The following is a 23,357-nucleotide window of genomic DNA, read 5'->3' as shown; positions in this document are numbered from 1 at the left end:
CAGGAGAAGCACCATGCCCCGCCATTCACCCCCACCCGACACGCTGCACTACGGCAGCGTGTGCAGCGGCATCGAGGCCGTCAGCCTCGCCTGGCGCCCGCTCGGTCTGCAAGCCGACTGGTTCGCCGAAATCGAGCCGTTCCCATGTGCCGTGCTCGCCCACCACTATCCGGACGTCACCAACCTCGGCGACATGACGCTGATTGCCGACCGCATCCGCAGTCATGAAGTGCTGGCACCCGACATCCTTGTCGGTGGTACCCCCTGCCAATCGTTCAGTGTCGCCGGTGGCCGCCGCGGGCTCGCCGATCCGCGCGGCGCCCTCACCCTTTCTTATGTTGAGCTCGCCCATGCCATCGATCAAGTCCGTCGTCAGGCCCAACGGCCGCCTGTTACCGTCGTCTGGGAAAACGTCCCGGGCGTCCTCAGCGATCGCGGTAACGCCTTCGGTTGCCTGCTCGGCGCCCTGGCCGGCGAAGACCGCCCACTGGAGCCAGCAGGGAAAGCGTGGACGCACGCAGGTTTTGTTGCTGGTCCCCGCCGGCGCATCGCCTGGCGCGTGCTCGACGCTCAATATTTCGGCGTGGCCCAACGACGCAAGCGTGTGTTTCTTGTCGCAAGTGGTCGAAACGACCTCGATCCCGCCGCGGTACTTTTTGAGCCAGCGGGCCTGCACGGGCATCCTGCGCCGGGCCTCGCGCCGTGGCAAGACGCTGCCCTCGCTGCTGCATCAGGCCCTCACGCTGCAAGCGGGTATACCGGACTGAAAAGTCCCTACGGCCCCGTCACCATCGCGTTCGCGGGAGGCAACAGTCGACCCGTTCATATCGGCGCCAGCCTGACCGCCAAGGCCGGCTTCCGCCATGACTTCCACACGGAAACGTATCTGGTGCAATCGGTCGCTGGCGCGATCAGCCACACCCTGGACACCGCCAACGGCGGCAAGGGGTGCGGCGAGGACGGCACCGGCCGGGGTGTGCCGATCATCGCTTTCACCGCGCAGGGTTGTGGTGCCGATGCGATGGTGGAACGGGCACCGACGCTGCGTGCAGGCGGGCATCGCACCAGCCACGCGAACGCAGGCGTCGTCCCAGCCATGGCTTTCGCACAAAACTCGCGCGGCGAACTGCGGCTCGAATCCGGACACGGGCAGCTCGCCGGCACACTCTCCACTGGCGGCGGCAAGCCCGGCCAAGGGCGGCCCATGGTCGTCAGCCTTTCCCTGCGGAGACGCGAGGACGGCCTGTGCGCTGAACTGGGCGGGGCGGTTTCGCCTGCGTTGCGCGCAAGCAGCGGCGGCAGTGATAAGGGGCATGTGCTGGCGCCGGCCTACGAGGCGCACTTCCGCTACACCCCGAGCGAGCCGGGCGAGGCCGATTGGTCGCAATGGAGGGTGCGCCGGCTCATGCCCGTGGAGAGCGAACGCCTTCAGGGCATGCCGGACGACTACACGCTCGTACCGTATCGCGGCAAGCCTGCCGCAGACGCGCCACGCTACAAGGCCATCGGCAATTCGATGGCGGTGCCCTGCCTGTCGTGGCTCGGCCAGCGGCTGTGCGCAGCCCTTCGTTAGCGGCGCGCCGAGCTGACGCTGCTTCCAATACGGAGCGTCGGCGCGTCCCATTCGTTCCAGATGCGGCCCCCACATCGTTCCATGCTCGCGATGCACGTGGCTGACGTTGTCAGCACCCTGCCAGCCCGCTCCGCATCCTCGCGCGGGCGAACGTCGATCCGACGTCGATGCATTTTCTACCCACCCCGACCGGACATGCGCTATCCCGTCGGGGCAGCGCATGCCCCGCCCACCACCATGAGGTGCCGTCATGCCAGTAACCCAGGAACGCATCCGTCTCAAGAATCTGAAGGTGGCTGACTTCGCAAGCGAGGAAACCTTGTGTTTCTCGGCTACCGTGCTCTTCGACGGCAAACCCATTGCCGAAGCCAGGAACGAAGGGTTTGGAGGACCAACCCATCTCCGCCCTTTGACGGGTGCGCAAGCGGCGCTCGCTGAAGCAGAAGCGTATGCATCGACACTGCCGCCATACACCTTCAATCGCCCAGGTTCCACGGGACCGTCCAGTGACGACGCCCTCGATATGAGCCTGGATTTCCTGGTCGATCTCCTCGCGGAAGAACTTCACGCCGGGCGAAAACTACGTGCCGCCTTCAACCGGGACATCGGCAACAAGGCGCTTTTTGTCCGGGATGGCACGCTGAAGTATCTCAAGGGCGTCAAGCTCAAGGCTTATCCCAACCAGTCCGTCGTCTTCGCTCGTATCCGCGAGAAATTTGGCGGCACCATCGTGATCCTCAACGAGCTACCCACCGAAGAAGCGTTCGCGGTGTGGAAGCAATTCATGGCGGACGACACAAACCATTGATCCGCGCGTGACCTGTCCCGTCAGCGACGCTCCCGAGGAGCGTCGCATCACGATGGGCTAACGCGTCCATAAGCCGGCCACCAATGCGCCGCCAACGCCGCGCGAAAGATGCCACATCAGCACACTGCGCCGCGCAATGCGGTCTGGTGCGTCTGCCCATTTCCGCACGCGCGCCGCGACGATCTTTGCGACGTTAGCGCCATGTCCCGCTGATGCATCTCAGCGACATGCCCAGACAGCCATGGTCTTCAAGGCTGCTCCGCGTTTCATACGTGGCCGACCTACCAGTCCGTTCCGCATCACGAACACGGACGCGTGCCGCTCCAGGCACCGATGCATGCACTCGTCCACAACGACCCGAGCCACCTCGGCACGTTGACTCTCATCCCTCACACGACAAGGAAGCCATCATGGAGCAATCGTCCGACAGCGACATTTTCGCCGCCATTCATCGCGACCAGGCGCACTTCGCCAGGGCGCCTCACGAGTTCTTCGAGATCTGGAAGCGCGGCGTCACGCTCGCTGGTGTGCATTTTTTCGGCGATGGAACCCGCGAGGGTTTCGAGCGCGCCGCATCGAAATGGGACCTTCCTCCGCGGATGCCACTAATCCGTCGGGCGTTCGGCCCGATGAGTCCCAGCGAGAGAAAGTTTCTCGCTGCCATGACCAGCTTCTACAACAGCCGCGACAGCCGGAGCCTCTTGCAGCGCGCCGGCTTCGAGGGATTTTCCGACCTCGACAGCCTGGATCTCGACCGGCGCCAGGTCATCGCGTCACTGATTCTGACCTACGTCGGCTGGTAGCCCGTTCCACGCCACACCTTTCCCCTGCCACCTATTCACCTCCCCGCAACGGGTCATTTCTCGCGGATGCGCGCGTCCACCAGGACCGGCTCTGCCCTCCAGGAGCATTTCATGCACATGCACGATTACCGTGCCACCGGCACGCTCGTTCTCGATCGCGTTACCCCCGTCATCGAAGCGCTCTTCGGTGCCTTCGCACTGAACGCGCTACGGTCCGATGACGGTTTTGTCTCCATCGCCCGCATCGCCCGGCATTGCGACCCGCAGTGGACCGACGTTCACGCGCACCTAGTACGTCTGGCCGGGCGGCTCGATGTTCCGTTTCACGATGATGGTAAGCAGTCGATGACGCCGATCCTCCAGGCCCTCGCCATGCACTTCCGGGTGCAACGCGACGATGCATGGCGTGCGTGTATCGAGTGCGGCATCTTCCATGGGCCTGCTGACCTTGACCGGCTCTTCCTGCTGGCCTCGCGCTTCAACGACGGGCACAACCTGCAGGCGATCACGCTGGAAGTCAGTTGGAACGACGACCAGCAGAAGCTGTTCCGATGCGGCGGCGTGGGTGTCTACATCAGCCGCGAACTGCGTCTGTCCGCTTCAAGCACCGATCTCGTCGCCCTTGGCGCCAATCTTCGCAAGGCGCTCCAAGCACGCGACATCGATACATGTGCATCGCTTATCGCTACGGAAATGACTGGCCTCCTCGCAAGCATTCATGACCATGGGCTCCAGCGACAAATGCGCCACCGCGTAGCTGAAAAGCTGACGGCCACGTCGTGGCAATGACACTCGCCTGAATCTCTCTTCCTAGCCCCCTGCCGGAGCCATCCCGCAGGGGAAGCGGACTCCAGCGACCGTTTCATGGAGCCCCTATGTCCAATCCACGTAATCCGTTCGAACGCGGCTATCAGCATCTACGGATCACCCGTTCGATATGCATCATCCACGATAGCGACTGGCCGCCGGTGTGGCGAACACTGCATCCAAGCCAGTCACATCTTCCCGATAGCGCCGTGGAGCGTTTTCCGTGCATCTTCAACGATACCTTTGCGGTCGTGACAGAAGGACAGGACGTCGCACCGGCGCTCGATGACGAGTGCCGGGGTGACGGCACGGTACATCGCGTGGTCTACGCCGTGATGGCGGAAGACCTGGGGGGAAGAACGCTTCACGTGGGCGACACCGCCACCGAAGGGCACGCCCAGGAAGTGGTGCGCCGCCTACGGTTCGACACAGGCTTTTTCAGCCGGTGCTGGGAAATCAGCATCCGCCATCTTACCGAGCAGGCGTACGACTATCTCCTCCAGATGGCCCACGCCAAGGTCGCACACCGACCTCTTTTCGAGGCCTTCCAGATTCCTGGGTCTTCCTCTGTGGGCGTCAAGCTGATCGGCACACCATGGCCCCACAACGAGCTGCCGCTCACCGAGCGACAAGCGAGACAGGCCTGGCCCTTCGAGAAGTCGCACCACGTCGTCCCCGACGCGTTGACGGAACTCCTTGACCTCGCCGGCCAGGCCGACGTGCGCATCCTGGTCTTTGATCCCGATGCCCCCGCCCTTGACGGGCTGAGGCAACACAACTGGGACACCTCCCATTGAATCTACCCCACCAGCGGCCTTCGGGCCGCTTTTTTTGTGTCAATGGGGCGCACCCGAGGGCGCATTCACTCGCGACGTGAGCCGTCGCACTCATCACCCTCCGTCGCGGACATGCCGATTTTCATTCGGCTCCCCAGGTAGCCGCGATCTTCAAGGCTACGGTGCGACGCCTCGCACTGGTCATCTTCATGCTCGACGCGTCAGCGTCATTTCATCGACCGCCCAAGGGATGCCCTCCCTTGTGGGTGCGGCTCCCTGGCATTTTTTCAGGAGCCTCACATGGATCGCTCAGCCATCACCGCGCAGCTCTCAACCCTCGTTGCAGGCCACGTGCCAAGCAACGCCCGCGCATTCACGTACCGCTTTTACGACGATCAACCCCACATCAACGCGCTGGGATTTGCGCTCGACCCAGCGCCTTTCGAAGGCAAGGTCATCGCCATCACCTCCGACGCCCTCGTGATAAAGATCGGGCGTACCCAGTTTGCTGTGGTCGATCGCCACCTCGCCAGTCAGGAGCCGGCCATCGGTGCGACCGTACATGTCTCACCGTACGCGCGCCGGCGCTTTGACGGGCTGCGCGCAGATACCCCCGAGGAATCGACACGCCACACGGCAGACGGCCAGCCATACACCGTGACATCGATGATCCTCGGCACGCCGCACACCAAGCTGCCTGTGGCCCGCCCGCAATGTCCCGAGCTGCATGATCTGGTCCAGCAGCTCGAGCAACTGCCCGCACCGGATCGCTTCCGCCGGATCGTGCATCTGCTCGTTGACGCCAACGCCCGCGACTTCGAACTCGTCGACCCCATCTCCGCAGACATTCTGCGAACGCCTCCCGAGATCAGCTTCTCCGTCAGCACCGCAAAATTTTCCGGCCGTGCTGCGGTGATCTATGACCGCGGACTGGACGTGTTTGCCATCGAACTGCGTCAGCACGGCGCATGCGTCGAACGGCACGATGAAGTGTATGTCGATGACCTCGGAACCGTTCTGGAGCACCTGATCGATGACGGTCAATGGCGGCGCATCCACGTCGACATCATAAGCGGCCCGGGAAAGCGAACTACGCACTGACCCCTTCAGCAATCGCGCTCGCTTCGGCGAGAGCGATCTCCCCACTTTTCCGGAGTCCTATCATGCTTCGATTCAAGAACGCCGACATGCGCCGGGTGCTGGTGGATGCGCTGGCTAAACAATGCGAAATATTCCTCGTCAAGGATCGCGGCGTCTATTTCATGCCGGCTCGTGGCGAACGCTTGCCGAACGGGTCAACGAAACACCTCGCCTATGCCGTGGGCTGTAACCCGGCCATCGATCCGTTCGAACAGTGGTACGACCTTGCCCACCGTGAAATGGGCGGAGACGATTCGGCCGAGAGTTTTGACCCCACGTCCGCCCTCTTCACCCGCATCCTGACGGGTCGGGACGACCTGGTTGTTTCCGCCACCATCGACGAATTTGTCCTGGAGTTGGTGCCGCCACAGCACTGAGACGTAGCCCCCCAATTTGGGGGGCTTTTTTGTCATCACGCTCTGCGTCCCTATCACGATCAAATGCGGCATACCCGCGAAGTCGATTTTGGATCGCTTCCACGCGCGCCATCGTGGACGCTTCTCAAAGCTCTCGCTGGTTTCACCAGCAGTCGCCCAGGTGGACACGATCTTCAAGTCCACGTGCAGCGTTGCTGCATAGATCATCAAGTTCGCCTCGCATCCTCTGCGAACGATCGCCCCTACGCGACGATGCCCATTTCTCTGCCCTGCATTTTCCCTTCAAAGGAGGCAACATGTCGTCCGATAAACATCCCTCGATCGGCAAACTCGCATGGCTTTATTTAGGTCGCGAATTGCCTCTTGAAATTCTACGGAGTGCCAACGGTTACTACTTGGGCACTTCAGAAAATCATCAGCCTGTTTCACGTGAATCAATTGAATATTTTCGCTCGCGGTCTGCGGCAGAAACGGCCTTGCACAATGGCACGTGGACGCAACGCATCACGCCGTAAATATCGCCACTTCACCACCCAGGAGTTCTCGGCCATGTCTGATCTTTTGGAGGAAGATGTTCTCGATGCCGTCGTCCCTCTCGACAAAGGGATGAAACCGTCGCACTTCCAGTTCTTTTTTACCTGGCGCCACGCCGTCGAGCTCGTCGGCTCCCATCTCTTCGGCGATGGTACCGCGCAAGGCGTCAATGACGCTGTGGACCCTCGCGACCTACGCCCGAACGTGGGCGCGATCCGCAACGGATTCGACGCGCTCTCGGAGGAGCAGCAGCAACTGGCTGCCGTTCTCGTCTGCTTCTACGATCTTGCACAGGGCGCAGCGCTGCTGCAACGCGCTGGCGTTCAGCACCTCATGACCATCACGCAGATGCGTCGCCACCTGCGCCGGGTCATCGCACGACTCATGCTTTGCGCAGTGTGAAAGACCCTGGTGTTTCCTTTCATAGGCGTGTGTCCGCAAGGGACCACGCCTCTTTCCTTTTCATGGGTATGAAGGTTTCCCATGCCACGCACCGGATGGCGCATCGCTCCACATTCCGCGATCCATTCGGCTCGCAGCGAAGAGACCAGGCGCACGACAAAGCCCGATGCCCACCAAGCGCATGACGCGCCGACCTCCCCTTGTGCCGATCACCATAATCGGTCTTGCCGGACAACGGATTGTTCGCTGCCGCCCGCATGACAGGCGCGCACCATACATCGGTGCCGCGAGGATTTGCCCGGCATACGGCCACCGTCCCGACGACGGGTTGAACCTCCCCTGGTGGCAGTCCTCGTTTCACCCCGGAAGCATCAGCGCGTTTTCCGCACCCCCTTTCCCCCTCGCATGAGGGGGTCTTTTTTTCTACTCCCTATGTCCCGCAGCGTCATCACGGCAAAGAGCCGCGTGCGCTGTTATTCCTACGCCAACCACGAGGTCATCGCCATGTCCACTCAATGGCTCAGCTACGAAGACGTGCTTGCTCGCTATCGCACATTGCTCGCGGCCAACCCGGGCAAAGCACTGATTACCAGTCCGGACACCGTTGCCTTGTTCCATCCCGATTCTCAGGATCTGTGCTGGGCGTACTGCCACGATGGGACGCCATGCATCGATATTGACAGCTGTTCCGACTTCGATCGCAGCGCCTTCTACGACGGCCACTGGGAAGGCGATGCCTCGGCCGAAGAGACCTTGGCCGCCATTTCAAACCCTCGGTTTTTAGACCTTCCCGCTCGCCGGGAAAGCACGCAAGACTCGTAACAAACCCGTGCGAATCTCCTGGGGGAGATTCGCATGAGACCGTCATGTCGAGATGCCACTCAGCGGAAAACCGGGAAGCGTCGCCCACCCATTCTCACTGTATGTCGCCGTTTCGCTGACTCACGCTGAACGCATGTTCCGCTGACGCTCGTCAGCAACATGCCCAGGTAGCCCGGATCTCAAGGCTACGGTGCGGTCTCGACCGCATTGATCCGCCCTGTTCGCACCGGCATCCCATGCGCGAACGTCGTCAGATCATCGACGAGGATGCCATCTCTATCCACCCATGCGGGGGTTCCACACCTCCCGCCTGGGGCCTGGTGTGTCTCCGCGTTCTTCCCGGGAGTCCACCATGTCCTCATCCAGCGAAAGCACCTATTTCGACCTGCATACCACCGGCATCGGCTACTTCAACCGCATTCGCGAGGTAAGGCCGAAGAAAGGCAAACCGTTCTGGGCAGTTGACGTCAATATTCTGAAGGGTTCAAGCGACAAACCTGACTACCTTCGCTTCGATACCAACGTTGTCGGCGGCGATGCCGAACATCTCGTGCGACGCTGCAAGGACGCGGTGGATGCCGAGAAAAAGGTGTTGGCTTTCGTGCGGCTCGGTGACCTCTGGCCGGACACGTTCGTGTACACCAAGGGAGACCGCGCCGGTAAGACCGGTGTCAGTTTGAAGGCCCGCCTGCTCTACATCGGCTGGATCAAGATCGACGGCAAACTGGTCTACAAGGCCGAACCGAAAGCGGTTCCCACCGACGAAAGCGACGCGCACGTTCACGCGCAACCGCCCGAGGCTGCACCGACGGCCGCCGCCATCCCCATGGACGCATCGTTGCAAGCCAGCGACGGCGAAGCCGACGACACGAGCGAGATCGCCGACACCAGACACGCCGTCGGCCAATCGTTCTAATCAGCGGCCTCACCGGGCCCTTTCCTTATCCTCGCGACCACATGCCGCCGACGTTCACGTCGGTGGCATGGACGCGCCTGCATGCAGGAGTCTTCCATGATCAGTATGCCCGGCCAACTGGCCATCAAAACCATCCACGGTCGTAACGGTGACTTCAACGTTGGCCGTCTTGCGACATCGATTGGCGAATTCGTCGTCAAGAATGCCGAACTCGATCAGTATCGCGAAGGCAAATACGACGGCGACTTTGCCATTGCCGAAATCCGTCCAGCGACTTACATGGCCAACGGTGGCCGCATGGTCATCGAAATTCGGGCCCTTCTGGCTGGGATGACCCTCTCCACTATCGACGCACTGACGGGTGAAGAGGCTCGCCGGCTGAGTCCGCAGGAAGTCGATCCGATTGATGAAGAAGCGCAAGCACCGCGCCCGGCGATGCCCTCGGTCGAAGCCAAGACGAAAACCCGCCATCGGCGCGATCCGCTGGTTGATACCACACCGTTCGGTGAAACACCGGTCGAGACATCATCGGATGCGTCGACCGATGCGGAGGACGAGCTGCTTTTCGGCCACCTCTGGCCGCTCGGTGAGATCGTCAAGCTCGATACGACCGTCGACCGCCGCCGCCTGCGTGAGCAGTGCGACCGTCTCGGAGTCATCGGGTACGAATTCGCGCCGCGGTCACAGGATTGGCATCTCGCCGCAGCCTGAGCGCAACTGAATCAACTCGAGCGGATCGATCACCCTGATCCGCATTCTCTCTTCCCAATCGGGGCACCGGCTGCCCCTGCGGGCGGTGCTGCCCCTCACCGTATCGAGGACGTCATCATGCCTGCCCCCTCTCATGCGCTGTATCCCATCGACGAATGCCCTGACCTCATGGCTGACGCCTACATCGGCGACGAAAGCGGCAACCTGGTCTTCCTGTCTGTTTGGGGCCGTGATACCGCCACCCAGGCGTTTCTGGCTCGACTCACCCTGGGCCCCGCCGAAAGCGGCCTGGAGCAGTTCCATCTACAGACGGGCGGCGGCGCCCTGCAGGTCTTCGTCGGTCAGGTTGACCGGCTCCAGAAATGCAGCGGTCGCTCCTTCCGTCGAACGTTGTTCGGCTCGCTGGTTCACCTGTGGCTCTTCGACCAACGCTGCGTGAAACCTGACCAGGCCAACGCCAGCGCGCTCGCACTCCTCCCCCGCGGGCACGACCACGAGATCGACCGGCTCTGGCGACTGGTACGCGACACGTGCCCGTTGCCCCTGCTGGATCACTGGCGCGACACCGTGCTGGGCGAATTACGTGATCGGCACATGCTGAACCGACTTCCCACCGCCCTCGGTCCGCTCGACGGATACCGGCTCGCCATCGACGTGCCCGCGATCACACAGGCCCTCGGCAAGCTGATCCGCCAGCAGGACCTGGCCGCGTCGCCGTCCCTCCCAGAGTCCCGCACGTCACTGCGACGCGCGGCATAAGGGCATCCCCGACACGCACCCCCACGCGTGTCCACTTCTAATTTTTTCGCAGGAGGTCACCATGGCCCTCATGTTTCCGCGCCTTGCGCGCAACTTCGTCAAGAACGGCTATTTCCCCACGGACGAACCGACACTGGAGCGAACGCTGTCCGCACTCGCTCCCGCAAGCGGCTCCATGTGCATCCTCGATCCCTGCGCGGGTGAAGGTGTCGCCATCGCGGAGGCAGCGCACGCGCTCGGACGCGACAGCGTCCGTGCGTACGCCGTCGAATACGATGTCGAGCGGGCAAACCACGCCCGTCCGCTGGTCGACCACTGCATTCACGGCGACCTGATGGACACCATCATCACCCGGCAGACCTTTGGGCTACTCTGGCTCAATCCACCCTACGGCGATCTGTCCCGTGACGCCGACGGCAACATCGGCTATCAGGGGCACGGCCGCCCGCGGCTGGAAAAGCTGTTCTATCAACGCACGTTGCCACTGCTGCAATACGGCGGTGTCCTGATCTTCATCGTGCCGTCGTACACCCTGGACGACGAGCTGGTCGGCTGGCTGACCCGCCACTTCATCGAGGTGCGCGTCTATCGCTCCGTCGAAACGAAGTTCAAGCAGGTCGTTATCTTCGGTCGACGGACCCGCCAGCGTGACCAAACAGGCAACCCCGCACGCGCCGCGCGCGAATGCCTGCTGCAGGTGGGCCGCGGTGAGCAGGAAGCCGAGGAACTGCCCGAGGCCTGGCCGTTTCAGCCCTACGTCGTACCGGCAAGCGTCAACGAGCCGGAGGATTTTTTCCGCGTCACGCTCGACCCCGCTCAGTTCGCCGATGAAGTCCATCGGCTGCAGGGCAATTGGCCCATGTTCGATGTGCACCTCGGTGCGGCCCAGCAATCCCTGCGGCCGCCGGCACGCGCGTTATCACACTGGCATCTCGCGCTGGCCCTCGCGGCGGGTGCGATCTCTGGCGTCGTGACGTCCCGGACCGGCCGCGTACTGGCCGTGAAGGGTGACACGCACAAGGAGAAGACCCTGCGCACGGAATTCACGGAACGGGATGACGGCTCGATCGCGGAAACACGCATCCTCACCGATCGATTCGTTCCCATCATCCGCGCGTGGGACATGACCCCTGGCTCACCGACGCACGGCGAGATCGTCGTCATTCGTTGATATCGCACCTTCGGGCGGTCCACCACCGCCTTTTGCTCACCTACGGGGTCATGTCGCCCCGCCCGGGTGCCGGACTCCGCTTTTCTCCGGAGATAGCCATGGCACCTGAAAATTGTCACGCAAAGGTTCCATCACCGTTATTCAAGATAGGCGCACTCATTTTCACCGAAGGCGTTAACCGCCTGATAGACCAAGGTCGGCTCGATCCCTGGCCGTACTTTCAGCGCCACGCTCGCGGCGACTGGGGCGAAGCAACCGACTCCCTTCGTCGAATCAACGACGCAGCACTGAGCGGCGATCGACTTCCCCTGCTCTCCCTCTACAAGGTCACGCCAGATATCACGCTCTGGGTCGTGACCACCCGAAATCGCGACATGACGATCGTGCAATTACCCGACGAATGCGAGGACGACTGATCACGATTCGCCGACCATACACCTAACCCTTGGGGCACGATTTCCCCGTGGGGACGTGCCTCTTACGTGGAGCATCTCCCCATGCTTACCGTCCGCAGCGGCGCCCTGCTGGTCGCCATCAACGCTTATCGCTTCCTCCCTGGTGCGGTGCACTTCAGTCAGGGGGTCATCGAACTTGAACAGCAAGGGCGGCTCTTTGCCGCCCTGCACCTGACCCATCACCTCCAGGGCGACTGGGGCGTCGTCGACGATGCCATGCGAAAGCACAACGACGTCGCCCTGCACGAACACGGACGCCTGGTCTCGCGGTACGACATCGCCGGCGGCCGGCACCTTTGCATTGTCACTGAAGCCGATCGCAGTGCGACCTCACTGCGGCTCGACGACGAACCGGTGCTTCCGTAACACCGTTCGTCCGAATTCCTTCCCACCCTGGGGCATGCCATCGCCCCAGCGGGTGCGGTGCGTACCCCGCTTTTTCAGGAGCGCACCATGACCACCGAACTGATCGACCAGGATGCGGCGCGAGGCGACCTGCTGGACGCCGCTTCATCCCCTCTCACGATGGGACTGACGGACTTCGTCGCCGAGTTCGGCGACGATCTGCTCGAATCCCTCAATCGCGCCAACCCACCGGTCTACGACGGCCAGCCACATTCTCACCGGCAACAGGTCATCGATGGCCTGAAGCGCAAGCTGTTCCCGGCACAGGCCGAAGTAGTTCACGCCGTCACCGAACTGCTGATTGATCGCGACGAACGTGCTGCTATCGTCAATGGCGAGATGGGCTGCGGCAAGACGACCGTGGGCATCGCCACCGCCGCCGTCCTCCATACCGAAGGGTACCGCCGCACCCTCGTCCTCTCCCCGCCGCATCTGGTCTACAAATGGCGTCGGGAGATCCAGGAGACTGTGGCCAACGCCAAGGTCTGGATACTCAACGGCCCCGACACGCTGGTCAAACTGATGAAGCTGCGCGAGCAGCTCGGCGTGCCGGCCCAGGGTCAGGAGTTCTTTGTCCTGGGGCGCGTGCGGATGCGGATGGGCTTTCACTGGAAGCCGATCTACAGTCCGCGTCGGACGCGTGAAGGCTTCGCGGCCACCTGTCCCGACTGCGGCCAGCTCATCACCGACGACGACGGCGAGCCGCTCAATCCAGTCGATCTCGATGCCGAAGAAAGTCGCCGTTGGTGCGGCCGCTGCGGCGCCGCGTTGTGGACGCTGATGCGGCCACGCGAACTTTCGGCATCGGACCAGTCAACCGCTGTGCTCAGGGCGTTGAAGCGTATTCCAACGATCGGGGAAGTCACCGCGCAGAAGCTGATGCAGAAATTCGGTGATGCGTTCCTCGCTTCGATGCTCGGCGACAACATCCACGAGTTCATCAACTTGATGGACGACAGCGGCGAACTCGTGTTTTCCGACCGTCAGGCCCATCGCATGGAACGCGCGATGGCAAGTATGGAGTTCGGCTTCGGTGAGGGTGGCTACCAGCCCTCCGAGTTCATCAAACGTTACCTGCCTCAAGGCACCTTCGACCTGCTTATCGCTGACGAAGCGCATGAGTACAAGAACGGTGGCTCGGCGCAGGGCCAGGCCATGGGGGTGCTCGCAGCCAAGGCGCGCAAAACGCTGCTGCTCACCGGCACGCTGATGGGCGGCTACGGCGATGATCTCTTCTACCTGCTGTTCCGTGCCCTCCCAGGACGGATGATCGAAGACGGCTACCGGCCGACGAAGAGCGGCAGCATGACGTCGGCGGCGATGGCGTTCATGCGCGATCACGGCGTATTGAAGGACATCTACTCCGAGAGCAAGGGCACGGCGCACAAGACGGCGAAGGGTTCCAAGATCACGGTGCGCACCGTCAAGGCGCCGGGGTTTGGTCCCAAGGGCGTGTTGCGGTGCGTCCTGCCGTTCACGGTCTTCCTCAAGCTCAAGGATATCGGTGGCAACGTCCTGCCGCCGTACGACGAGGAATTTCGCGAGGTCGCCATGGCACCGGAGCAGGCGAAAGCCTATCGGGACCTGTCGAGTACGTTGACGATGCATCTGAAACAGGCGCTCGCGAAACGCGATACGACCTTGCTCGGCGTGGTCCTCAATGTGCTGCTGGCCTGGCCTGACACGTGTTTTCGTTCGGAGTCGGTGAAGCATCCTCGGACGCGTGAAGGACTGGCCTTCGTGCCCGCCCAGTTCAGTGATCTGGAGGTCATGCCGAAAGAACGCGAGCTGCTGGCGATCTGCAAGCAGGAGAAGGCTGAAGGTCGCAAGACGCTGGTCTATTCCGTCTACACAGGCACGCGCGACACCACCTCGCGCCTGAAGGTCCTGCTCGAACAGGAAGGTCTGAAGGTCGCGGTACTGCGCGCAAGCGTGGACGCTTCCCGACGCGAGGACTGGATTGCCGAGCAGCTGGATCGTGGCATCGATGTCCTTGTCACCAATCCGGAACTGGTGAAAACGGGACTGGACCTGCTGGAATTTCCAACGATCGTGTTCATGCAGTCAGGCTACAACGTATATTCGTTGCAGCAGGCGGCCCGCCGATCCTGGCGCATTGGCCAGAAGCTTGCGGTGAAAGTGATCTATCTCGGCTATGCCAACTCTTCGCAGATGACCTGCCTGGGGCTGATGGCCAAGAAGATCATGGTGTCGCAAAGCACGTCGGGAGACGTGCCCGAATCCGGCCTGGACATTCTGAATCAGGACGGTGATTCCGTCGAAGTCGCCCTGGCCCGGCAACTGGTCGCGGCGTAACCCACCCATGCCGGCGTCCTTTCCGGGACGCCGGCCTTTCCTTTTCTTACCAACCATCGACACCTCCATCACGAGGCAAGGTGGCATGGCACGAGCCCTCGTCACATCGTGGCGACATGTCGCAAGGCGACGGACACCGCCGATATGCCCGCGTTCATCGCGTGGCCATCGACATCGACACCGCGACCATCGCCTGCCGATAGGCCATTTCACCCTGGCCCGTCGCTCGCGGCGGCCAGAAGTGAAACCACTATGTCGCTGATCGGCGTCGGGATGCCGTGACGCTGACCGTACCGTTGTACGACGCCGTTACGAATATCCCATTCCAACGGGCGGCCGGCTTGACGGTCGGCGAGGATGGAGGTACCCAGGTCGGCTGGGGAACGCTGAAAACCATCGAGGATCTCTTGGGGTACTTCGTCGCCAAGCGCGGCGCCCTCGGCTCGGGCAACCGCCAGCGATTCTCGCAGGTAAGCAAGGGATAGCCGGGCGATGTCATCGCGCGAGAACATACCGGCGCGGCGACCCGTGAGCACCATCAAGCCCGCGACAGCGTTTTGTAGCAATTTTCGCCATGCGACAGACGTGAAATCCGTGACCACCTCGACCGAGCACAGCGTATCGCGCAACGCCGAGCACACCCGATCGGCTGCCGGTATGTCGGGCAGAGTCAGGCGCGGTTTGCCACGTAGCCACACCGAGGCGTTCGCCTCACGTTGCGCGGGAAACCATACCACCGACGGTAGTACGGTGGCACCGGCCACATAGGGGGCAACCTGTGTCTCTTGTTCAACGCCGTTCTGCAGCACGCACACGACGGTCTTCGCATCGCACAAGGCGGAAAGCCACGGCGCGGCCGCCTCTAGCTGTGTGGACTTGACCGCGACGAAAACCAGGTCGACCGTGTTTTTGATGTGCGCGGGAACCGTATGCACCGGCCCCGGCACAACGATGTGCCCACCATCGAAGCGCAGCGTCAGACATTCCCATCCAGAGCGACCGCAAAGCATCGGACTGCGGCCGGCCTCGTGAAGCGCCGCCGCCACGGTCGTTCCAATCGCTCCGGGACCAATGAGGACAATCGTGGAGTGTTCAGACATCGATATACCTGCCTCATCCATGCGTTACCAACGACCATGCAGGGCCGCTCTTTGGGCAAATTTCAGTAACTACGCCATGCCGGCGATTTCGGCCGCCACAAAAGCCCTCAAGGTCAGATACGCGTGCTCGACCAGGAAACAATCGCGTTGAATGGTCGGAGATTTTCCACCATGAAATAAGTTATTTCGGATACCGTACCAAAATTCGACCATATTCCCCCAATCCGCCAGAGATAGGACAACGCCCTTGGGCGCGTTCTCGGCCCTCGCGATATCGTCGCTCGTGTTGTTCCACCACGCGTCAATTTCTGGATGATCGAGGTCGCGGGAGCTGTTGAGCAGAGGCATCTGGCCGAGCTCGTTGATCACCGCTTGCCAGAGCTTGAACAAAGCTTCATCCCCGGCAATGGCTGCGAGATAAGTTTTTTTTCGCCCCTCGTCTCGCTTGAGCGCCTGTATCGCTCTTCGATCGCTGTCGATCGCAATGAAAAGCTTGTTTTTTAGCAGCGCGCAAAACGCCAGATACTCGAAAACGAAGCGGGAAAAATAGTCACCCTCCTTGGCTTTCTCGTGCCAGCCGAGAATCAAGGGATCGTAGCTTTGCAGCTCGTCCGTCATGACTTGAAAGATGCGGTTGCATCGGCGGCACTCATACTCCACGATCCCGATGCCCCATGCACCGTAGTCACCCGATTCCTCCGCAGCGAGGTAATCCGCCATCTGGCCGTCGGTAGCCTCATCGTCTAACTCCGCCAGTTCCGTGCGCCGGTCAACTTTTTGCATTTTTTGATGGCAGCTATCACACCGCATGGTGCTCCCCCGTGGACGATTCAATGGCGCATCTGTGCTGCGCTGGCGCGCAAGGCACCCACTCGACTCGCCGCTGTTCAACGATACGCGCGCGGGCCCGGCATCGCTGGCCGCCGATTTTCGTGAGAGATCGACAGACTGACCACTCGCCCCAGCAGCCGCCGCGGACGAGCCGCCTGGAGGCTCATTCTATCCGCCGTCGCAACGATCTCGTGGGATGTGGTCTTTGGCACATCGGTGCTCGCCTCCGGGCGTGGGTCGTCGCTGACGACCGGGCTCGGCCTGGACGGCTGGAAAGCGGTCGCGACAGGTGACCGATTGGCGAGTGACACCCGGGCACGCCGCCGCGATGGTGACGTCTCATCGATCCTGGGGACTTCCGTATGCCTAGCCCTGCCCCATCTCGCCTGCGGCGTCTGCTCACTCGCTACGCGTGGTTGCTCGCCGGTGCGCAACTCGTCGCCGGCTGCGCCACCGTCACGCCTGCGGCCCCATCCCCCGCCCCCGCGCTCAGCGACACCGGACAGGTCGCGCCTGCGCCTGAGTCCGAGGTGCCAGCGGTGCGCTACGGCCGCTACACGCTGGTCGAGGTCGGCGTGACGGCATCGCAGCACGAACTCATGCAGCAAATCATCGACGTGACGATGCCGGGTGCGGATGATGCCACCGTGGGCGATGCACTGCGCTATGTGCTGCGACGCTCCGGCTATCGACTCTGCACCGGCGAAGGCCCGGTCCAGTCGCTGTTTGGCTGGCCGCTGCCCGCCGCGGACCTGCATCTCGGTCCGGTCACCCTGCGAGACGCACTTCAGGCGCTTGTCGGCGGCGCCTGGCAAGTGGCCGTCGACAGCGCCACGCGCACCGTGTGCTTCAACCCAATCCCAGGAACATCGCCCCTGCCGGCAACTTCCCTCGCGGCGCCGGGCCCGGCCGCCCCGAACGATTCGATCACGCCTGCCCACGAGAGCACGCCATGACCATGCCGCTTCCGCAGTCCGGGACTCCCCGCCTACGCCTACCCCTCCTCGTCGCCTGCGCATGGGGCACGCTCGTCAGCGCCGGTGTCGTGATTGACTACCTGCTGGTCTCCGGCATCGCGACACGCGTCGCGCATGTGCCGCGCGTTGCGGATATGGATGGCTTACATCGTGAACAAACCGCGCTCGAGCAACGCGTGACCGCGCTTTCGCATCCCGTCGACATCGTGCGGCGTGCGGATCTGCGCGCCGCCCAGAAAGCGACCGACGCACGTTTGAGCAAGCTTGAGCAGGCCATCGACGCCCGCGCGGCGAGCCAGGACCTGGCCGCGTTGCAAACCCGCCTCGGCCAGCTCGACGCCGAGGTAGCCGCCCAGCATGTCAAACCGGACCGCAAGCCGGTTCGGCGGCCTCGTCCGGTGGCAGCGCCCGTCCCGACGCCGCCATTCACCGTGCTCGGCACGGAACTGCGCGGGGGCGAGGGCTTTCTTGCAGTCGCGCCAAGCGTTAATGCACCCATCGATCAGACCACACTACTGCATCCCGGGGATGCGACCGCCGGCTGGCAGCTCCAGACCATCGACGGGTCGACGGCCATATTCCGCGCCAACGGGCAAACCGTCCGTCTCGACATTCCAGGACGCACACCATGAATCGCGCAGCGCTCTGCTGGTCGATGACCGCCGCCGCGTGGATCACCCTGTCGACCTCTCCGATGAGTCATGCCCAACAGGTAAGCACGCAAAGCACGCGCATCCAGGCAACAGCCGTTGTGCCTCACGACGCATCCCAAGCCCAGGCATGGGGCCTGCACGCCGACGAGTGGAGTCGTTACGAGCAACTGATGCGCGGGCCGCTCGGGATCGCCTCACCCAATCTCGACCCGTTGACGGCACTTGGGATCGAGGCACGGTCCGACGCCGAGCGTCGACGCTATGCCGAGCTACAGGTGCATTTCGAAGCCCAGCGTGTCCAGAAAGAACTCGCCTATCAGCTCGCCTACGACGCGGCCTGGAAGCGCCTCTACCCCACCATGCAACCCGTCCATCTGCAGGATACCGCGGCCTCGCCGGCCGTCGCCGCGTCAACGGACGCCACCGGACGGCTGGCGGTGTTCGTGCGCGATCAGTGTCCCGCGTGCGACGCGAAGGTGCAGGCATTGCAGACCCAAGGCTTGCCCTTCGATATCTATGTCGTCGGAAGTCGTGGCGATGACAGCGCGATCCGCCAATGGGCCAGGCGCGTTGGCCTCGATCCTGCGAAAGTCCGCGCGCGTACGATCACCCTCAACCATGACGCCGGTCGCTGGTTGTCGCTCGGCGACCAAAGCGATCTTCCCGCCGTGTTGAAGGAAGATCACGGGCAATGGTCACGCCAGTGACTCGGCGTTATACGCGGATCGCCGCCTTATGGATCGGGCTTGCGTCGCTCCCCATTCACGCCATGGAGCTCCCGCCGCCTGCGTACCAGATCGCGGCCAACGACGCGGGCGTCCCGTCGACCGTGCTCTTCGCCGTGGCGCTCCAGGAGAGCGGCGCGCGATTCCACGGCCACCTGATTCCCTGGCCGTGGACGCTGGACATCGCAGGCGTACCGTATCGCTATGCTACTGCCGCACAGGCGTGCGGCGCACTGCGGATCGCTCTGAGACAGTGGCCTGCCACGCGCCTCGATGTCGGTCTGGGCCAGGTCAACCTGGGGTATCAGGCCCAGCGCTACCGTGAACCGTGCGAACTGCTCGACCCGTATCGCAACCTCGCCATTGCCGCCACCATCCTGCGCGAGCAACACAATCCGGGCGAAGACTGGCTCATCGCCGTCGGACGCTATCATCGCCCCGCCGGCGGCACAGTCGCAGCCTATTACAGGCGTAGAGTGCGACAGCATCTCGTTCGTGTGCTCGGTTTGAGCCTGTCGACGGCGATGCCATAACGCAATCGATAGCCTGACTTCGCCGTTCACGTGAACGCCTGTACCAAGGTGTCGTATAGCCCTCCGTTTCGATTCCTGAGCCGTCGGGTCGCGAGAGCCTGTACGTCAAGACGTGGCGGCGCATCTATACTTGGCGCACGGCGGATCGGCAGGCCGCTCACGGCGCCAACCCGGAGCATCGCTTGCGGCTGCCCTAAGATTCGGACAAGACGCTGTAAAGCCTTTTCAGGGGGATGATGAATGACAAGGACGCTGATGGGCATGAAAATCCGTTCCATGCTGAGTTTGCTGTTCATCGCTGCGGTGTCTTGTGGTCGTGCTGCGTATGCCCAACAACCCGGCATAGACTGCGTACCCATTCAAGGCAATGGGTGGCAAGGATGCATGCCGACCAACAGTGCCGCGCAGCCCTCTCAGCAGCGAGTGCAGCAACCTCCGGCGCGATGGGCCAGCCAGTGGGGCGCCATTGCGACAGATAATCAACTCGGCAAACTCGGCGCTTCCATGAATGGCACGAATCAAGCGAGCGCTGAGGCGTCGGCCGTAAGCGAATGCCAAAATCAAGGCGGCACCCAATGCAGGGTCCTCATTTCTTTCCATGATCAGTGCGGCGTCGTGATCATCGGCGACGGGAAAATCAATGCCAGCTCCGCCGCCACGGTCGCACAGGCAAGCGACGATGGCATAAAGGTTTGCAGCACGGGTACGACCCATTGCCACGTGTACTACAGTGCCTGCGCCCTTCCGGTCCGCATCCAATAACCGCACGCCCTTTCTGCCCCCTCCCTTGATGGAATGGTGCTGAGCCTGCTCCGCCACCAGCATTGAGGCGAGAGGCCACACGATTCGCCCCGATTCTGTCCGCACTTCAAGCGCGGTTTCGATCCGACACGCCCTGCGCCGGATCAGCACTTCGAGGCGCTCGGGAAATCACTCGATAAATTCACGCTGCTTCACGGCCTCTCCACAGTAGCAGACGGGTCTCCCGGCGCCATGGGCGCATACCGGCGACCAGCGTGTTTCGTGTCGTCATAGCCTTCCGGCATGGAATAAAGGTGAATTGGAATTGGACGTCTAAAAATGGCGTCGATAGATTCCCTTCACCCTTCCATGTGAGACCGCCAATCCTTGGCAGTGCTTTGTATTGATAGTGCGACTCGCGGACAGAAGGTTTCATAACCACAAATCTGACTTGGAGAAAGCATGAAGACTTCGTCGCTTATCGTGACGCTCCTCACCGGCGCCGTCAGTTCTCTCGCGAGCGCGCAAAGCAGCGTCACGATGTACGGCATTCTCGACGAGAACCTGACCTACAACACGAACGTGAACGGAAAACACCTGGTCAGCATGGGAAGCGGCGGTCTGCAAAGCACCCGATGGGGCATCCGCGGCGTGGAGGACCTGGGGGGCGGCACCAAGGCGCTTTTCATGCTGGAGAATGGTTTCAACATCACCAACGGCGCGTTGAGCAACGCGAATCCCGGTAGCTCTCAGGGGCTGGAATTCGGCCGTCAGGCATGGATCGGCCTGGGTAACGACCTGGGCACCGTCACGATCGGGCGGCAATACGATTCGGTGGTGGATTTCCTCGGGAAATTGAGTATCGCCGATCAATGGGGCGGATCGATTACCGCCCATCCCGCCGATATCGACAACTTCAACAACACCGGTCGCGTCAACAATGCGATCAAGGTGGCAAGCGCGAGCTACCAGGGGCTGAAAGTCGATGGCCTCTATAGCCTCGGTGGTATCGCAGGTCATGCTTCTCGAGACCAGGTGTGGTCGCTCGGCGCCGGCTACGACAGTGGGGCCTTGACCGTCGGTGTGGGCTACCTCAACGTTCGCAATCCGAATGTCGGTTTCTACGGCGACAACGGCGCGAGTACCGCGGTGAGCGCGAACGGTGTCTACTTCACGTCGCCGGTAACCAGTGGCTTTGCCTCAGCCCGGTCCATGCAGGTCATCGGTGCCGGTGCGGCCTACACGATCGGAAAGGCCACACTCGGCATGACGTACTCGAATACGAGATTCCTGTCGCTCGGCGATACCTCCACATCGGGTCCGAATCCGTTGCACTACTCGGGCTCAGCAACGTTCAATGACGTCGAATTGAATCTCCGGTTTCAGGCGACGCCGGCACTTGTCCTCGGCACCGCGGTCAATTATTTGAAAAGCGGCACCGTCGCCAGCACCACCGCCACAAACGACGGCGCGACCTACTGGCAAGGCGCGATCGGCGCTGACTATGTTCTGTCGAAACGCACCGATGTCTACATCGTCGGCATGATCCAGAAGGCGTCCGGCACGCGATCCACCGGTGGCCCCGCCGTGGCGGCGATCAATGGCCTCACCGCCTCAAGCAGCAACCGCCAGGCGTTAGCGCGGGTCGGCATGCGGCACAAGTTCTAGCCCCTGCCGTCGCCATGGTGACAAGGCGCCGAGTTCGTGTGACCGTTCAGGCCACCATCGCCAAGGCCGTTGCTCGATGCCGGCCGTAAAACTCCATGTTGATGAACACCGTGTCGCCGGCCTCTCTGATCTGGTAGGCGAAAATCTCCTGGTGTGCCCCGAGCCTGGGCAACTGCTCGAAATCCAACGCGGCCGACGCCTGCACCACACGTACGTGTGCGGCAAGTTCGGGGGCCTTCTCCGGATCGATCGGAATGAATAACGGGCAGCCGCGCACGCCGATCGCCGTCCGTCCATGTGGTGCGCGACGCCCCATCGCCTATCAGCACGCTGGACCTGCCCGACAGGCCGCGGCGATCTCGCGCTGCAACGCGGCGAGCACCTGACCGGCTTCGGCGAGGAACTGCTCGGCCAACGTCGAGAGCGCTGTCCCGTTCGGTTTGACCGCGTACACCTCGAACGTCACTTCCGGGGTGAAGGGCCGCATCACGATGTCGCCGCCGCGCCACCGATCAAGCGCGGAAATCGGATCGATGACGGTCAGGCCATTTCCGAGTGACACGTGTTTGCACACCGTGGCCGCGTCGCCGGCTTCAATCACAATCCGGCGCGCGACCTCGGCCTCTTCGAATACACGATCAAGTTCTCTGCGGAACAGCGACTGTTTATCGAGTGAGACGAACCGACGCCCCGCCAGATCCTCAGGGCAGATTTCCGTGCGCCCAGCGAGTGGATCGTCGGCCGGCAGCGCACAGACGGCGGGAAGCGACGCGAAGAGCGAAAGCGTGACCCGGTTATCCACGGAGCGCCACGTCGCAAAGCCAACGTCCGCCATACGGTTCATCACCCTTTCGATGACGTAGTCGGATGGCGCGGTATGCAGATCGGCGGTCGCCTCGGGACGCTCACGCAGGAATGCATGGACCGCGTGCGGAACGAGGCCCACGCTGAACGCCGGTAGCGTTGCCACCCGAACATGACCTGCCTGTCCGCGCGCGACTCGCCCGAAATTTCGCTTCAACTCGTCTTTGGCCACCAGCATCTTCTCGACGGGTTCGATCAGGCTCTCCGCGTCCATCGTCGGTGTGAGCCGCCCCTGTTCCCGCGTAAAAAGCGTCAGCCCCGAAATCCGTTCCAGCTCCGCAAGCAGCTTGCTCGCCGTGGGCTGAGTGATGTGCAGGGCCTCCGCGGCCTCCGTCACGGATCGACGCCGGTACACGGCGACGAACACCTCCAACTGGCGCATGCTGAAATCACGCAATGTGTCCCCCATTGATCCATCCATAGATCACTGGCATAGATTCTTACATATTTCGACTTTGACTCTATGCCTTTCTGCTGCCTACCATGACAA

The 23,357-nt window shown here is 62.3% G+C and carries 27 protein-coding genes; 23 read left to right on the top strand and 4 right to left on the bottom strand.

Annotated features, from left to right (window positions below; genetic code table 11):
* Positions 1-13: 13 nt before the first annotated feature.
* From DIE11_RS17565 to DIE11_RS17485, 17 genes are all read left to right on the top strand, one after another.
* Positions 14-1,573 (top strand): DNA cytosine methyltransferase, encoded by a 1,560-nt coding sequence (locus DIE11_RS17565; RefSeq protein WP_124625901.1) that lies wholly within the window; start codon positions 14-16, stop codon positions 1,571-1,573.
* A 250-nt stretch (positions 1,574-1,823) separates the two neighbouring features.
* Positions 1,824-2,381 (top strand): hypothetical protein, encoded by a 558-nt coding sequence (locus DIE11_RS17560; protein WP_124625899.1) that lies wholly within the window; start codon positions 1,824-1,826, stop codon positions 2,379-2,381.
* A 410-nt stretch (positions 2,382-2,791) separates the two neighbouring features.
* Positions 2,792-3,184: a hypothetical protein gene (locus DIE11_RS17555; RefSeq protein ID WP_124625897.1), complete on the top strand. Its 393-nt coding sequence runs from the start codon at positions 2,792-2,794 to the stop codon at positions 3,182-3,184.
* A gap of 111 nt (positions 3,185-3,295) precedes the next feature.
* The gene (locus DIE11_RS17550) at positions 3,296-3,973 is read left to right on the top strand and encodes a hypothetical protein (RefSeq protein ID WP_124625896.1); all 678 of its coding nucleotides are present in this window, start codon (positions 3,296-3,298) and stop codon (positions 3,971-3,973) included.
* Positions 3,974-4,059: 86 nt separating this feature from the next.
* Positions 4,060-4,788 carry an ABC transporter substrate-binding protein gene (locus DIE11_RS17545; protein WP_124625894.1) on the top strand — a complete coding sequence of 243 codons (729 nt, stop codon included), beginning with the start codon at positions 4,060-4,062 and terminating at the stop codon, positions 4,786-4,788.
* 279 nt (positions 4,789-5,067) lie between these two features.
* Positions 5,068-5,868 carry a GTPase gene (locus DIE11_RS17540; RefSeq protein ID WP_124625892.1) on the top strand — a complete coding sequence of 267 codons (801 nt, stop codon included), beginning with the start codon at positions 5,068-5,070 and terminating at the stop codon, positions 5,866-5,868.
* A 62-nt stretch (positions 5,869-5,930) separates the two neighbouring features.
* A complete protein-coding gene (locus DIE11_RS17535) occupies positions 5,931-6,284 on the top strand; it encodes a DUF3085 domain-containing protein (protein ID WP_409364573.1) in 354 nt (117 codons plus the stop codon).
* 296 nt (positions 6,285-6,580) lie between these two features.
* A complete protein-coding gene (locus DIE11_RS17530) occupies positions 6,581-6,799 on the top strand; it encodes a hypothetical protein (RefSeq protein WP_124625890.1) in 219 nt (72 codons plus the stop codon).
* Between the two features lie 34 nt (positions 6,800-6,833).
* Entirely contained in the window at positions 6,834-7,220 is a 387-nt protein-coding gene (locus DIE11_RS17525) for a hypothetical protein (protein WP_124625888.1), read from the top strand.
* A gap of 504 nt (positions 7,221-7,724) precedes the next feature.
* Entirely contained in the window at positions 7,725-8,042 is a 318-nt protein-coding gene (locus tag DIE11_RS17520; RefSeq protein WP_124625886.1) for a hypothetical protein, read from the top strand.
* A 352-nt stretch (positions 8,043-8,394) separates the two neighbouring features.
* Positions 8,395-8,958, top strand: a complete 564-nt coding sequence (locus DIE11_RS17515) for an STY4534 family ICE replication protein (protein ID WP_124625884.1) — start codon at positions 8,395-8,397, stop codon at positions 8,956-8,958.
* A 96-nt stretch (positions 8,959-9,054) separates the two neighbouring features.
* A complete protein-coding gene (locus tag DIE11_RS17510; RefSeq protein ID WP_124625882.1) occupies positions 9,055-9,669 on the top strand; it encodes a DUF3275 family protein in 615 nt (204 codons plus the stop codon).
* 117 nt (positions 9,670-9,786) lie between these two features.
* Positions 9,787-10,428, top strand: coding sequence for a hypothetical protein (locus DIE11_RS17505; RefSeq protein ID WP_124625880.1), 642 nt, complete (start codon positions 9,787-9,789; stop codon positions 10,426-10,428).
* A 61-nt stretch (positions 10,429-10,489) separates the two neighbouring features.
* Positions 10,490-11,599, top strand: a complete 1,110-nt coding sequence (locus tag DIE11_RS17500) for a DUF6094 domain-containing protein (RefSeq protein WP_124625878.1) — start codon at positions 10,490-10,492, stop codon at positions 11,597-11,599.
* Between the two features lie 98 nt (positions 11,600-11,697).
* Complete coding sequence (locus tag DIE11_RS17495; protein WP_124625876.1) at positions 11,698-12,015, top strand: hypothetical protein; 318 nt, start codon at positions 11,698-11,700, stop codon at positions 12,013-12,015.
* An 81-nt stretch (positions 12,016-12,096) separates the two neighbouring features.
* Positions 12,097-12,420 carry a hypothetical protein gene (locus DIE11_RS17490; protein WP_124625874.1) on the top strand — a complete coding sequence of 108 codons (324 nt, stop codon included), beginning with the start codon at positions 12,097-12,099 and terminating at the stop codon, positions 12,418-12,420.
* 87 nt (positions 12,421-12,507) lie between these two features.
* Positions 12,508-14,775 (top strand): DEAD/DEAH box helicase family protein, encoded by a 2,268-nt coding sequence (locus DIE11_RS17485; protein ID WP_124625871.1) that lies wholly within the window; start codon positions 12,508-12,510, stop codon positions 14,773-14,775.
* Positions 14,776-14,984: 209 nt separating this feature from the next.
* Here DIE11_RS17485 and DIE11_RS17480 read toward each other — a convergent pair whose 3' ends face one another.
* Both DIE11_RS17480 and DIE11_RS17475 read right to left on the bottom strand, forming a co-directional pair.
* Positions 14,985-15,875 (bottom strand): oxidoreductase, encoded by an 891-nt coding sequence (locus DIE11_RS17480; protein ID WP_409364572.1) that lies wholly within the window; start codon positions 15,873-15,875, stop codon positions 14,985-14,987.
* A gap of 69 nt (positions 15,876-15,944) precedes the next feature.
* Complete coding sequence (locus DIE11_RS17475; protein ID WP_124625869.1) at positions 15,945-16,658, bottom strand: hypothetical protein; 714 nt, start codon at positions 16,656-16,658, stop codon at positions 15,945-15,947.
* Between the two features lie 587 nt (positions 16,659-17,245).
* Here DIE11_RS17475 and DIE11_RS17470 point away from each other — a divergent pair.
* From DIE11_RS17470 to DIE11_RS17445, 6 genes are all read left to right on the top strand, one after another.
* Positions 17,246-17,662 carry a PilL N-terminal domain-containing protein gene (locus DIE11_RS17470; protein WP_185633779.1) on the top strand — a complete coding sequence of 139 codons (417 nt, stop codon included), beginning with the start codon at positions 17,246-17,248 and terminating at the stop codon, positions 17,660-17,662.
* Positions 17,659-18,315, top strand: a complete 657-nt coding sequence (locus tag DIE11_RS17465) for a hypothetical protein (RefSeq protein ID WP_124625866.1) — start codon at positions 17,659-17,661, stop codon at positions 18,313-18,315. The genes DIE11_RS17470 and DIE11_RS17465 overlap by 4 nt, the downstream gene beginning before the upstream one ends.
* Positions 18,312-19,043, top strand: a complete 732-nt coding sequence (locus DIE11_RS17460) for a TIGR03759 family integrating conjugative element protein (RefSeq protein ID WP_124625864.1) — start codon at positions 18,312-18,314, stop codon at positions 19,041-19,043. Before DIE11_RS17465 ends, DIE11_RS17460 begins: the two co-directional genes overlap by 4 nt.
* Positions 19,028-19,594 (top strand): lytic transglycosylase domain-containing protein, encoded by a 567-nt coding sequence (locus DIE11_RS17455; RefSeq protein WP_124625862.1) that lies wholly within the window; start codon positions 19,028-19,030, stop codon positions 19,592-19,594. The genes DIE11_RS17460 and DIE11_RS17455 overlap by 16 nt, the downstream gene beginning before the upstream one ends.
* Before the next feature lie 240 nt (positions 19,595-19,834).
* The gene (locus DIE11_RS17450) at positions 19,835-20,356 is read left to right on the top strand and encodes a DUF4189 domain-containing protein (RefSeq protein ID WP_124625860.1); all 522 of its coding nucleotides are present in this window, start codon (positions 19,835-19,837) and stop codon (positions 20,354-20,356) included.
* Between the two features lie 441 nt (positions 20,357-20,797).
* The gene (locus DIE11_RS17445; protein ID WP_124625858.1) at positions 20,798-22,003 is read left to right on the top strand and encodes a porin; all 1,206 of its coding nucleotides are present in this window, start codon (positions 20,798-20,800) and stop codon (positions 22,001-22,003) included.
* A 46-nt stretch (positions 22,004-22,049) separates the two neighbouring features.
* On the opposite strand, the gene DIE11_RS17440 is transcribed toward DIE11_RS17445, so the two are convergent.
* Positions 22,050-22,319 carry a hypothetical protein gene (locus DIE11_RS17440; RefSeq protein WP_124625856.1) on the bottom strand — a complete coding sequence of 90 codons (270 nt, stop codon included), beginning with the start codon at positions 22,317-22,319 and terminating at the stop codon, positions 22,050-22,052.
* A gap of 6 nt (positions 22,320-22,325) precedes the next feature.
* On the bottom strand, positions 22,326-23,276 hold the full coding sequence (locus DIE11_RS17435; RefSeq protein WP_260437136.1) for a LysR substrate-binding domain-containing protein: 951 nt from the start codon (positions 23,274-23,276) through the stop codon (positions 22,326-22,328).
* Between the last annotated feature and the right edge of the window lie 81 nt (positions 23,277-23,357).

The sequence above is a fragment of the Burkholderia sp. Bp9012 genome, from assembly GCF_003853825.1.
Taxonomy (GTDB): Bacteria; Pseudomonadota; Gammaproteobacteria; order Burkholderiales; family Burkholderiaceae; genus Burkholderia; species Burkholderia diffusa.
The sequence above is the reverse complement of the archived record's forward strand: the minus strand, read 5'-3'. Positions and strand labels throughout refer to the sequence as shown.

Bases quoted from the DNA above. Each gene is read 5' to 3' on its own strand.
- DIE11_RS17475 (WP_124625869.1), bottom strand. From the start codon at position 16,658: ATGCAAAAAGTTGACCGGCGCACGGAACTGGCGGAGTTAGACGATGAG.
- DIE11_RS17545 (WP_124625894.1), top strand. From the start codon at position 4,060: ATGTCCAATCCACGTAATCCGTTCGAACGCGGCTATCAGCATCTACGG.
- DIE11_RS17460 (WP_124625864.1), top strand. From the start codon at position 18,312: ATGAATCGCGCAGCGCTCTGCTGGTCGATGACCGCCGCCGCGTGGATC.
- DIE11_RS17500 (WP_124625878.1), top strand. From the start codon at position 10,490: ATGGCCCTCATGTTTCCGCGCCTTGCGCGCAACTTCGTCAAGAACGGC.
- DIE11_RS17485 (WP_124625871.1), top strand. From the start codon at position 12,508: ATGACCACCGAACTGATCGACCAGGATGCGGCGCGAGGCGACCTGCTG.
- DIE11_RS17540 (WP_124625892.1), top strand. From the start codon at position 5,068: ATGGATCGCTCAGCCATCACCGCGCAGCTCTCAACCCTCGTTGCAGGC.
- DIE11_RS17440 (WP_124625856.1), bottom strand. From the start codon at position 22,319: ATGGGGCGTCGCGCACCACATGGACGGACGGCGATCGGCGTGCGCGGC.
- DIE11_RS17495 (WP_124625876.1), top strand. From the start codon at position 11,698: ATGGCACCTGAAAATTGTCACGCAAAGGTTCCATCACCGTTATTCAAG.
- DIE11_RS17510 (WP_124625882.1), top strand. From the start codon at position 9,055: ATGATCAGTATGCCCGGCCAACTGGCCATCAAAACCATCCACGGTCGT.
- DIE11_RS17550 (WP_124625896.1), top strand. From the start codon at position 3,296: ATGCACATGCACGATTACCGTGCCACCGGCACGCTCGTTCTCGATCGC.
- DIE11_RS17565 (WP_124625901.1), top strand. From the start codon at position 14: ATGCCCCGCCATTCACCCCCACCCGACACGCTGCACTACGGCAGCGTG.
- DIE11_RS17515 (WP_124625884.1), top strand. From the start codon at position 8,395: ATGTCCTCATCCAGCGAAAGCACCTATTTCGACCTGCATACCACCGGC.
- DIE11_RS17490 (WP_124625874.1), top strand. From the start codon at position 12,097: ATGCTTACCGTCCGCAGCGGCGCCCTGCTGGTCGCCATCAACGCTTAT.
- DIE11_RS17450 (WP_124625860.1), top strand. From the start codon at position 19,835: ATGACAAGGACGCTGATGGGCATGAAAATCCGTTCCATGCTGAGTTTG.
- DIE11_RS17555 (WP_124625897.1), top strand. From the start codon at position 2,792: ATGGAGCAATCGTCCGACAGCGACATTTTCGCCGCCATTCATCGCGAC.
- DIE11_RS17435 (WP_260437136.1), bottom strand. From the start codon at position 23,276: ATGGGGGACACATTGCGTGATTTCAGCATGCGCCAGTTGGAGGTGTTC.
- DIE11_RS17480 (WP_409364572.1), bottom strand. From the start codon at position 15,875: ATGTCTGAACACTCCACGATTGTCCTCATTGGTCCCGGAGCGATTGGA.
- DIE11_RS17560 (WP_124625899.1), top strand. From the start codon at position 1,824: ATGCCAGTAACCCAGGAACGCATCCGTCTCAAGAATCTGAAGGTGGCT.
- DIE11_RS17535 (WP_409364573.1), top strand. From the start codon at position 5,931: ATGCTTCGATTCAAGAACGCCGACATGCGCCGGGTGCTGGTGGATGCG.
- DIE11_RS17465 (WP_124625866.1), top strand. From the start codon at position 17,659: ATGACCATGCCGCTTCCGCAGTCCGGGACTCCCCGCCTACGCCTACCC.
- DIE11_RS17530 (WP_124625890.1), top strand. From the start codon at position 6,581: ATGTCGTCCGATAAACATCCCTCGATCGGCAAACTCGCATGGCTTTAT.
- DIE11_RS17520 (WP_124625886.1), top strand. From the start codon at position 7,725: ATGTCCACTCAATGGCTCAGCTACGAAGACGTGCTTGCTCGCTATCGC.
- DIE11_RS17505 (WP_124625880.1), top strand. From the start codon at position 9,787: ATGCCTGCCCCCTCTCATGCGCTGTATCCCATCGACGAATGCCCTGAC.
- DIE11_RS17455 (WP_124625862.1), top strand. From the start codon at position 19,028: ATGGTCACGCCAGTGACTCGGCGTTATACGCGGATCGCCGCCTTATGG.
- DIE11_RS17525 (WP_124625888.1), top strand. From the start codon at position 6,834: ATGTCTGATCTTTTGGAGGAAGATGTTCTCGATGCCGTCGTCCCTCTC.
- DIE11_RS17445 (WP_124625858.1), top strand. From the start codon at position 20,798: ATGAAGACTTCGTCGCTTATCGTGACGCTCCTCACCGGCGCCGTCAGT.